Origin of the sequence: Segatella copri (assembly GCF_009494395.1) — a bacterium.
Classification (GTDB): Bacteria; Bacteroidota; Bacteroidia; order Bacteroidales; family Bacteroidaceae; genus Prevotella.
Genome location: NZ_VZCB01000077.1, coordinates 1 through 10,653 on the forward strand (window position 1 = coordinate 1; position 10,653 = coordinate 10,653).

A 10,653-nucleotide genomic window follows, 5' to 3' on the forward strand; every position below is an offset into this window, starting at 1 on the left:
GCAAAGGTACGAACAAAAGAGAAGACTACAATGGTATAAACGCGGAGCCGCTTACTTCCAAGGGTGAAGAGTGGGTGAAGGGTGGTGAAGAGTCAAGAGCACTCTTCACCCTCATAACATTCTAATTCACAACAAATTACGTCCAAAAGGTGAAGGGTGAAGAGTAAAAGCGAGAGTAGAATTTTGACAACTGTGCTTGATTACCAAAGGCATCTTCTTCCTAAAAAAACGAGGCGATACATCGTTTCGTGCCTCGTCATGGCATAATGTTGCCCTGGTAGGGGGCAACATTATGCCATAGTCAGGCAATAAATGAAAAAAGGCTTAAATAAGCAGCAATGGAAGCCACTTTCCTCCTAACAAATAGCCATTTTTAATTCTCCCCCCAACAAAAGTGCTGTAATTATTTGGAGGTTTCAGGAATTAATCGTAAATTTGCACCAAATCTAAACAGATTCATAACTAGCTAACTTGTAATTATTAATAATTCAACCAGACAATGAAACAAAAACATTTATTTTTGGGGGCTGCGGTTGCATTAACCTTCCTCTTCAGCGCATCAGCTATTGCACAACCTAGACACACCAAGAAAAAGGTGAAGAAGGTGGTGGAGACCAAAGTTGACGTCTGTCCATTTACCGACAAATGGGTAGAAGACGAAACTAAGTTTGAGGATCGCAAGGAAAAGGCGCACGCTACTTTCGTGCCTTATTCTTCTACTGCCACCATGCAGAAGGACGATTACTTCAAATTCCCATGGCTCACTCCTAAGCACGCCAACTATCTCCTGCTCAACGGAAAGTGGAAATTCCACTACACAGCCGACTGGAAGCAGGGCAAGCCAGAGAAGGATGATTTCTGGGCAGACAACGCCGACGTTTCTTCATGGAAGGAACTCCAGGTGCCTCTCAACTGGGAGATGGCTGGATACGATGTTCCGGTTTACAACAACGTAGGTTATCCTTTCGAGAACAAACCTCCGTTCATCACAGCCTTCAAGGACAATTTCGACAAGAATCCGGTAGGTTCCTATCGCCGCAACTTCAACCTTCCTGAGGGTTGGGAAACCGGAAAGCGCGTGTTCCTGCACTTCGACGGTGCCTGCAGCGCCATCGTGGTTTGGGTAAACGGCAAGTATGCCGGCTATTCACAGGGTGCCAATACCGATGCAGACTTTGATGTTACCAACCTGGTTCGCAAGGGCGACAACAACGTATCGGTCCGCGTTTACCGCTGGAGCGACGGCTCTTACCTGGAGGGACAGGATATGTGGCACCTCGGTGGTATTCACCGCGATGTTTATCTCGTAGCCACTCCTAAGACCTTCGTGGCAGATCATTACATCACATCTGCCCTGAACAAGGATTACACATCAGGCAACCTGAATGTTGACCTGACTATCAATAACGCTGCCAAGGAGAAATCAGAGAAGACGCTGGAGATTGAACTCCTCGACCCTCAGGGCAAGTCTGTTGCCAAGCAGTCTGCCCAGGTAGCGATGACCGCCAAGGATGCTCAGAAGAACTGTCGCCTTAGCATCGACAACCTCACCGGTCTGAAGGCCTGGACCTCAGAGCAGCCTAATCTCTATACCGTTATCGTTCGCCAGAAGGCAGGCGACCAGGAAGAGATGGTATTCTCTACCAAATACGGTTTCAGAGAGGTGACCATCAAGGATAAACTGGTTTATGTAAACGGCAAGCGAGTATTCTTCAAGGGTGTCAACACCCAGGATATTCACCCTCTCTATGGTCACGCCATCGATGTGGAGACCATGCTTCGCGACGTAATCCTGATGAAGCAGGCCAACGTAAACACCGTTCGTACCAGCCACTATCCTCGTCAGGCTAAGATGTATGCGATGTTCGACTACTACGGATTATACTGTATGGATGAGGCTGACGTAGAGTGCCACAACAACCACTCACTTTCCAACAACCCTACCTGGCGCGCAGCCTACGTGGACCGCACAGAGCGCATGGTATTGAGAGACCGCAACCATCCTAGCGTGGTATTCTGGTCGCTCGGTAACGAGTCGGGCGGTGGCGATAACTTCCAGGCTACCTATGACAAGGTGAAGGAGCTTTTGCCTGGTCGCGACGCGTGGGTTCACTACGAGGGTTACAATCACGGTGCCAAATACTCAGACTTCGGTTCAGACATGTATCCAAGAATCGAGGTAGTGAAGAAGCAGATGGATGGTCTACACAACAAGCCATACTTCATCTGTGAGTATGCTCACGCAATGGGTCAGGCTGTAGGTAACCTGCAGGAATACTGGGATCTCATCGAGGCAAGTACAGGTATTACCGGTGGCTGCATCTGGGACTGGGTTGACCAGGGAATCTACGATACACGCCGCATCCGCAAGGGTCTTCCTCTGAAGGATCCTAAGACCGGACTCCACTACTACACATCCGGTTACGACTATACCAAGATGAACAACGGTTACAGAGGATTCCAGGGCGACTTCATGAGCAATGGTATCATTACTCCAGGCAGAGAGTGGACAGCTAAGCTCACCGAGGTGAAGTATGTTTACAGAGACGTGAACTTCGAACCTTTCTACAGCCGCGTACTCACCTTGAAGAACAAGTGCGCATTCACCAACCTGGCTGATATCTATAATCTCAGCTACGAAGTGCTCCGCAACGGCGTTTCTGTAGAGAAGAACCAGGTGGCTATCCCATCTGTATTGCCAGGCAAGACCTGCGACATCAACATCCCATACACCACCGCTGTAGATGATAAGGCAGAGTATGTCATCACCTTCAGCCTCATCCTGAAGAAGGCTACTTCATGGAGCAAGCAGGGTTATGAGATGGCTCAGCAGCAGTTCAAGCTTTCTGCAGAGAATGTAGCAGGCACATCTGTAGCCGACCCTACCTTCGTACAGAAAGACCATGGCAAGTTGCCAGCTATCCAGGAGAAGGGCAAGCTGAAGGTGAAGGGTAACACCATTACCGGCAAGGACTTCAGCATCACATTCGGTGAGGACGGAACCCTCGCCAACTGGACTTATCGCAATACTCAGCTCGTTCAGCCTAACGCTGGTCCTGACTTCAACGGTTTCCGCCGCATCGCCAACGACAACGTGAACCTGGGTGCTACAGGTGGTGTTGCCGAGAACGAGAATAAGGAAGAGGGTGCACTCACCGGCAAGAAGATGATGGTGAAGGCTCCTAAGAAGCAGGGCAAGAACGTGGTTGTGGAGACAGCCGTTACCAACGGTAAGGATACTCACCAGATTGCTTACACCATCTATCCTAACGGAACCGTGGATATGAAGGTGACTACCAACAATTCTTCTGAGGAAACCCGAAAAATTGGTATTGCCATGCAGTTTGCTCCTGGTTTCGAGAATGTGGAGTATTATGCCAAGGGTCCTTGGAGCAACTACATCGACCGCCAGAGAGGTTCATTGTTAGGTTTGTACAAGACCACCGTGGATGGCATGTTCGAAGAGCAGAGTGCTCCTCAGACCATGGGCGACCGCCAGGGCCTGCGCCAGTTGACATTGGACAACAACAGCACGAAGTTGCAGATTACCACCGAGGGCATGGTAGCCTTCTCGTTGTCTCACTTCGATGATGCTCAGTTCAACTACGACGTATTCTATGGTGGCAAGCATCCTTACGACCTGGTACGCTCTAACCAGATTTTCGCTCACTTCGATTTCTGGCAGCGTGGCATCGGTAACCACAGTTGTGGTGGCGACTCTTGTCTGCCACAGTACATGACTCCAACAGGAGCTCATGAGTTCACCTTGCGCTTCACTCCGATGGCGAAATAAGGAAATAGAAATGGCGAAATAAGGAAATAGAATAAGATATAAGAAAGGTGGGTGTTACACGAATTGTTGTAACACCCACCTTTCTTATATCTTGCCTTATATTTGAATGTTGTTACTTTACTGAACTTTCGCATGTGGTTCAAGAATTGGCGAAATTCACCTGCGAACGAGCATTCAAAAATGGCATTTCCCAAAATATCAGGCGAGAAATTTGGAGGTTACGAATTTATTGCTTATTTTTGCAAATGGTAAGCTAAAATACATTTAAGCCATGGCAATAAGAGAAAGAAGAAAGCGAATCTATCGCAAGCGCATACCTTACGGCATGCAGAACTTTGAGGATATTAGAGAGAGGGATTGTTACTATGTGGACAAGACCCCATTTATCGAAGATATAGAAGACTCCAATATGTACTTCTTCTATATTCGCCCTCGCCGTTTTGGCAAGAGCCTCACCCTCTCCATGCTCGAACATTACTACGACATCAATAAAAAGGACAAGTTTGAGTCCCTCTTCGGTGGATTGTACATTGGCGAGAATCCTACGCCTGAGCATAATACATATCTCATCATTCATCTCAATTTCGCTGAGGTGGATGCTGGAATAGATAATTACAAGAAAGGAATGGACGGACATTGTAGCATTAAATTCAATTCTTTCTGCAATGTGTATTCACATCTTCTTCCCACAGGAACAAAGGAAGAGATGAATAAGCGTGACGGTGCCATAGAGCAGTTGGCATATCTGGGCCAAGTGTGTGCGGAAGTCAACCAAAAAATATACCTCTTTATCGACGAGTACGACAACTTCACCAACAACATCCTTGCCAACGAGGAGCATCTGGAGCGATACCGCAACCAGACCCATGGCGAGGGCTACCTCCGTCGCTTCTTCAACACAATCAAGGGGGCTGCCGGCTCAGCTTTGGGACGTGTTTTCGTCACAGGTGTCAGCCCTGTCACTATGGACGACCTTACCAGTGGCTTCAACATCGGCACGAATTACTCGCTCACCCCACAATTCAATGAGATGACGGGATTCACCGAGGAGGAAGTGCGGGAGATGTTGGGCTACTACTCAAGCGTGCTGCCGTTCAACCACACCGTGGACGAACTCATTACCGTGATGAAGCCATGGTACGACAACTACTGTTTTGCCGAAGAATGCTATGGAGAAACCACCATGTACAATTCCGTGATGGTGCTCCACTTCTTGGACAATTACATCCGAAGCAATTACAACATCCCAAAGAACATGATAGAGAGCAATGTTCGCACCGACTACAACAAGCTGCGCATGCTCATCCGTCACGACAAGGAATTCGCCCATGATGCCAGCGTCATCCAGCAGTTGGTTACCAAGGGATACGTTACAGGTAAGCTCGTAGAAAACTTCCCAGCCGACCGGATCAACGACCCGGACAACTTCGTGAGCCTCCTCTTCTACTTTGGTATGGTGACAATAGATGGGGAATATAAAGGCGAAACAAAGTTTATCATCCCAAACGAGGTGGTGCGTGACCAGATGTACACCTATCTCCTCGACACCTACAAGGAAAACGACTTGGTGTACGATACTTATTACAAGACCCAGTTGGAGAGCAAATTGGCGTATGATGGCGGCTACAAGGCATATTTCGAGTTCATCGCCGACAGTCTGAAACGCTATTCTTCGCAGCGTGACAAGCAGAAGGGCGAGGCTTTCGTGCATGGTTTTACCTTGGCGATGGCAAGCCAATGCCGCTTCTATCGTCCTATCTCCGAGTTGGACAATGATGGCGGCTATGCTGACATCTTCCTCTCCCCTCTTTGCGACATCTACAAGGACATGGTGGACAGCTACATCATCGAACTGAAATATTGCAAGACGAGCACCACGGACGAGCAAGTGAAGGAACTCCTCAAGGAGGCTTCTGCACAAATCACCCGTTATGCCGACAGCGATATTGTGAGGGATGCCGTAAAGACCACCCATCTCCACAAGCTCGTAGTGATGTACCGTGGGGCAGAAATGGTAGTCTGCGAGGAAATCGCATGACAGGTTTACAAAATACTACCCAAGAAATTTGGAGGTTACGATTTTATGCTTACCTTTACATACGTGGGATGATTAGACCCACAAACTGATTATTAATGAAAGAAAGCAAGTATGGCGAAAGCTAAGAATGCTCAAGCCAGGGTACTTTTTTGCTCCAGCCAGGGCACTTAAAAGAACTTGTCTCACACATCATTGTATATACCTTCTCTACGCATTCCCATAGCAACTTTGCGTCGGTTGGGTAACGCATGGCGCTTTCGTAGCACGTTGCATCGGTATAGAGCGTATCAAGATCCTTCATGTAGGGTTTCCACGCTTCTGCCAATGCCTCCTGCTGAGTCAGGATCTTCAGGCGCTTGGACAGTTCAAGGATAATATCATCTATGAGCTTGTAGTTGGTCAGGGGATTTGCTTTCACTCTTTTTGAAAGACTCTTCATAATCTTTGTTAAAATCGAGCTCTGTGAACGCAAAACTTGGTGTTCGCGAATTCAACAAGCAAGTGCAAAATTACTAAATGTTTTATAAAAGCACTCCTTTGGTGTTGAGAAATTTCGGATAACTCGACTATAGATTAGAATTGTCCATAAATTATACCAAGGAGCAAAATTCACTCTTCCGTGACGATTCTTCTGCCAATTTCGATTTTAGCAATCTTCCTGTACCAAGGTTGCTCAATTATACTATCATTTAATTCTAAACATCTCAATTTAAGAGTCATGATGTCATAATCATTAAATTTACTCTCATCATATACACAATATGCTGCAATAGAATATTTCAGTTTTTGAGTTTTATCTTCATCATATATGCTATCAGTATATACATTAAATCCCGATTTTATGTTCGTATGTAAATGTTCTCTATAATTGGGACCAATACTATCTCCATCCCATTCATATACTACCCCATCGAGATAATACTTATATCTGAGATTAATTTGCCTATCCAACATGCTAGATGGAATTTTATAAGGTAACTCTTCATCTAATTGCTGAAGGAAGCATTTTATTGGAAATCCTTTTAGCTCTATCGTTTTATCAGCATAATTACCATATTTTACTTCTATAAAAGTAAATGTTGTGTCCAAGGAAGAATCTGCTTTTACTAAAAAGACTTCTCCCTTATAACTTCCCTGTTTTTCATCATAAAATTTAGGAACATTACAAACTGCCCGATGGAAATCAGGATATCGCCAATCCTCGTTAAGACAAGCGAAGAATGTCCCTCCTATAAATACAAAGCAAAATAACAACAATAAGTTTTTTACAAGTCCATTCATAACATTTAAACAGATTATGAGGAAACCTATCTGGGTTGAAATAGGTTTCCTCTTATTATAAACTTTATTTATCAGCCACGATATATCCTTGACAATATGTTGTAATACCGTTCTCGTCACCAGAATGTTTTATTCCTATAATAACGAGATTTTGCTTTGGATATACCATTATTTTATGGCTAGAATATACACACATATCAGCATTTGGATATGGAATAACTTTCACCAATTTACCTTTATATTTCAGCAATCCAGTTTGATACCTAGTCATACCATTCTCATCTCCTTTATGCTCTCTACCCGTAATGATTCTAGAATAACTATTTTTACCTTGCATCTCTGTAGTCATAAAGAAATCTTGCGATTCACTTTGCTTATGCCACTCAGTCCATTCTAAATCCTCAACAGTAATATTATTACAATCTTCATTTCCGTTTATATCAACAGCTTTTAAAGATGCAAAATAATATGTCGTTGTTCCATTTTCATCACCATCATGAGAATACGTATATAATATTTGTGTATTTTTATGATTAGAAACTGAGCACTCGCCGCCTAGACTTTCCTTTTTGGATTCCTCAACTTTTTCTTTTTCATCATCAATCACCAACAATACTTGGTCTTCTTGTATAAGCGACTTGATCGTCGGATTATTATGCGATTTTGACATGATTTCTAATTCCCCACACTTTTGCCACGGTCCAAGAGGTCCCGTTGTCATATTCTGTTCACCTACTTCTCCCCAAGCTCCAGCAAAATACTTCCAAACTTGAGAAGGATTGGTCAAGGAAACAACGCAATTGGTTGCCACCCAATCATATCCCATATTATCAGCATGATCATGAGAAAGGGTAACACCTAAGACATTAACTGTAGAATATGTCCCCGGCTTATTATAAAATGCATGAGAACCCTTAGCACAATATACCGTCAACTCATCCTTTTTACCATGTACTATCTCTAATTCATTTGCAGGATGAGAATTCGCACCAGAATGACAACTCAAACTTGCCCCGGTTATTTTACCATTACCATCTAAACTTACAGTAACACATTCCCAATCCCCTTGATGACTTCCACTTACAATACCTGTAACATCCTTAGCATAATCATATCCGAAGAAGAACCAATAAGATATGGTTTTTTCATTTGCATAATGCACAATGCATGGTACTCTGTAGTTTGGATCTGAATCACCTGTCAAATGATCATCTGGTTGCAAAAAGACTTCCCCTTTTCCAAAACTATTTGGATCGTGAGGACGAAGATTCATCAATTCATATTTTCCATAAGGAGTATGCTGATTCATTATGACACCCAAAGGAATATCATAATACTCTGAAGAATGCGAATCACCTTTCACAAAAGTATTCGTGATTTTGTTATAACCATAATCTGTACCACCTTTTACATGGCGGCGCAATCTTGATAAATGGATATAATCTACAGGATTCATTGGGAAATATGGATCTTCCGAATGCATTTTCACATGCAATACGATTCTCTCATCAGGCTTGGTTGGTTCATCACACACAATCATTCCCAATCCATAATAAGTTGTTCCATTCTCATCACCATAATGATGGCGTGCTGTAATTACATAATAATCATTGGTCTTAAACCAAATACCATCCGACTCTTTTTTAGGTGCAGAGACATGATAACCACTAATAAACGTTGGATGTCCATTATAAAAGACATCTCCAATGGCATAAGCTGTGCTACCATTTTCATCCCCAGAATGTTTCCTCCCAACAATTACTTTTCCGTAAGGTGCATCGTATCCTTCTCCTGTTGACTCTTTTTTATACTCTACCCATGTTACATTCTGAACAGTAATATCTGCATCAGTAATAACTTCTCCGCTAGCAGAAATTGCCTTTAAAGAAGCATATTCATAAATAGTATTGCCATTCTCGTCCCCAGAATGAAGCCTTCCGGTCAACACCATATTTGACGGACATAAGAAGGAGCTTTTACTTTCCTTCATAGATTCGCTTTGTGTCCTTTTATCAGGTACTATTATTGTTCCTTTGGGTGCAGGTTCTGTAGATGGTTCCAAAGAATAGAGCTTTGAATAATTATAATAAGTTGATCCATTTTCATCACCAGTATGATGCCTTCCGGTCATAACCCTTTCTGAATCCGAACAACACCAAATACCTTTTGATTCCTTAATAGAGTCTGAAGAAACCCTATCAGCAGTCATACAATTATTGTCATTAAATCGAACAATTGCAGTCGCATACCGTGTTAGTCCATTTTCGTCACCTTTATGTTCTCGTCCTACAAGAACACGATTATTCAATGCATCAAAACCTTGTCCTGAGGACTCTTTTGTCCATTCAGACCATTCTTCCGAAGAAACCCTAATCACACCAGATACAGGATTGCCTGACTCATCAACAGCCTCCAATTCTGCATCTTCAAACCAAGTTTTCCCGTTCTCATCACCAGAGTGACACCTACCTGTAAGAACACGATTAAAAGAACACAAGTAAAACTCCTGTGAAGCTCTCTTGTAATAACTGGTTTTTTGCCTATTTCTAGGTCTTAAAAAAATCTTTTTCATACGAAAATCAAATTAAAATTTATACTATGTTTGTGGAATTAAATCCAAGTGCAAATATAAAGGTATTTTAAGCATAATTGTTCTTTGAAGCCTGATATTTATATTATTTTATACATTACGAGCCCTCTATTTGTTCTTTTTTACTTTTGCGGTTCTCTTTGTATTAACGCGAATTCAACAAGCAAGTGCAAAATTACTAAATGTTTTTGTAAAAGCACTCCTTTGGTGTTGAGAAATTCAATTTCTTTCTTGGTCTCTCATTAATTTTTGCCATAAACTTTGTTATCATCTGCCTCTTTATATTCGCCCTAGTAGAAACCCCTTAGTTCAAATCAAGAGACAGCCAATCATCGAACTTTTACTTTTTTCAAAATATAATGCCACTATTGCCACGCTATAAGATAGCTAACTGATATTCAATAATTTAAGTGTGGCAATAAGGGCATTTTCTGTTGCAACCAATTGCCACCTAATGCCACGCTACGGCAAAAAAACAGGGGAGTCGCTGCGGAAAACACAGAAATATCGAAGAAAAGAATATTTTTTCTAAGAAAAACTTTTAAAAAAGTGGGAAAAAAACTTGCACTTGCCAACATTTTTTGTATCTTTGCACCCAGTAGGAAAAGTTCCTGCCGATTCCACCTAGAAGCTTATGACTCCTGTGAAACCACTTTTTTATACTTAGAAACCCATAAGCTAATGACACAAGCAGATTTAGTAAGGCTCTACTTCGCCAAAGGAGATGTTTACAACTCATGGAGCTATTGCTTTAACCAGCAATGCCCCCTGGCACAGGAATGTGCACACTATCTATCCGTGACCTACAAGAATCCGGAGCAGACCAAAGGTTACGCCATCTATCCCGATGCCTATCATGACAGAAAATGCGAACACTTCCTGCAGCTCCATCTGACAAAAATGGCATACGGATTTGAGAAGATTCTTGACGAACTGAAACGCAAAGATGAA

At 43.0% G+C, this 10,653-nt stretch carries 6 protein-coding genes; 3 read left to right on the top strand and 3 right to left on the bottom strand.

Annotated features, from left to right (window positions below; translation table 11 throughout):
* The first annotated feature begins 499 nt into the window (after positions 1 to 499).
* Both F7D73_RS09500 and F7D73_RS09505 read left to right on the top strand, forming a co-directional pair.
* Complete coding sequence (locus F7D73_RS09500; RefSeq protein WP_153124213.1) at positions 500 to 3,793, top strand: glycoside hydrolase family 2 TIM barrel-domain containing protein; 3,294 nt, start codon at positions 500 to 502, stop codon at positions 3,791 to 3,793.
* Positions 3,794 to 4,064: 271 nt separating this feature from the next.
* Positions 4,065 to 5,831: an ATP-binding protein gene (locus F7D73_RS09505; RefSeq protein ID WP_194256889.1), complete on the top strand. Its 1,767-nt coding sequence runs from the start codon at positions 4,065 to 4,067 to the stop codon at positions 5,829 to 5,831.
* Positions 5,832 to 5,952: 121 nt separating this feature from the next.
* On the opposite strand, the gene F7D73_RS09510 is transcribed toward F7D73_RS09505, so the two are convergent.
* The 3 genes from F7D73_RS09510 to F7D73_RS09520 all read right to left on the bottom strand — a co-directional run bounded on the left by F7D73_RS09510 (position 5,953) and on the right by F7D73_RS09520 (position 9,684).
* Positions 5,953 to 6,249 carry a hypothetical protein gene (locus F7D73_RS09510; protein ID WP_228117703.1) on the bottom strand — a complete coding sequence of 99 codons (297 nt, stop codon included), beginning with the start codon at positions 6,247 to 6,249 and terminating at the stop codon, positions 5,953 to 5,955.
* Positions 6,250 to 6,440: 191 nt separating this feature from the next.
* Entirely contained in the window at positions 6,441 to 7,112 is a 672-nt protein-coding gene (locus F7D73_RS09515) for a hypothetical protein (RefSeq protein WP_153124216.1), read from the bottom strand.
* Between the two features lie 64 nt (positions 7,113 to 7,176).
* Positions 7,177 to 9,684, bottom strand: coding sequence for a hypothetical protein (locus tag F7D73_RS09520; RefSeq protein ID WP_153124218.1), 2,508 nt, complete (start codon positions 9,682 to 9,684; stop codon positions 7,177 to 7,179).
* A gap of 699 nt (positions 9,685 to 10,383) precedes the next feature.
* Between F7D73_RS09520 and F7D73_RS09525 the strand changes: the two genes are divergently transcribed.
* Positions 10,384 to 10,653, top strand: a 270-nt coding sequence (locus F7D73_RS09525; RefSeq protein ID WP_228117704.1) for a DUF6078 family protein, incomplete at its 3' end; no start/stop codon positions are given.

What these genes read in the sequence shown, in the direction of transcription:
- F7D73_RS09500 (WP_153124213.1), top strand. Translation starts at nt 500, where the DNA reads ATGAAACAAAAACATTTATTTTTGGGGGCTGCGGTTGCATTAACCTTC.
- F7D73_RS09505 (WP_194256889.1), top strand. Translation starts at nt 4,065, where the DNA reads ATGGCAATAAGAGAAAGAAGAAAGCGAATCTATCGCAAGCGCATACCT.
- F7D73_RS09515 (WP_153124216.1), bottom strand. Translation starts at nt 7,112, where the DNA reads ATGAATGGACTTGTAAAAAACTTATTGTTGTTATTTTGCTTTGTATTT.
- F7D73_RS09520 (WP_153124218.1), bottom strand. Translation starts at nt 9,684, where the DNA reads ATGAAAAAGATTTTTTTAAGACCTAGAAATAGGCAAAAAACCAGTTAT.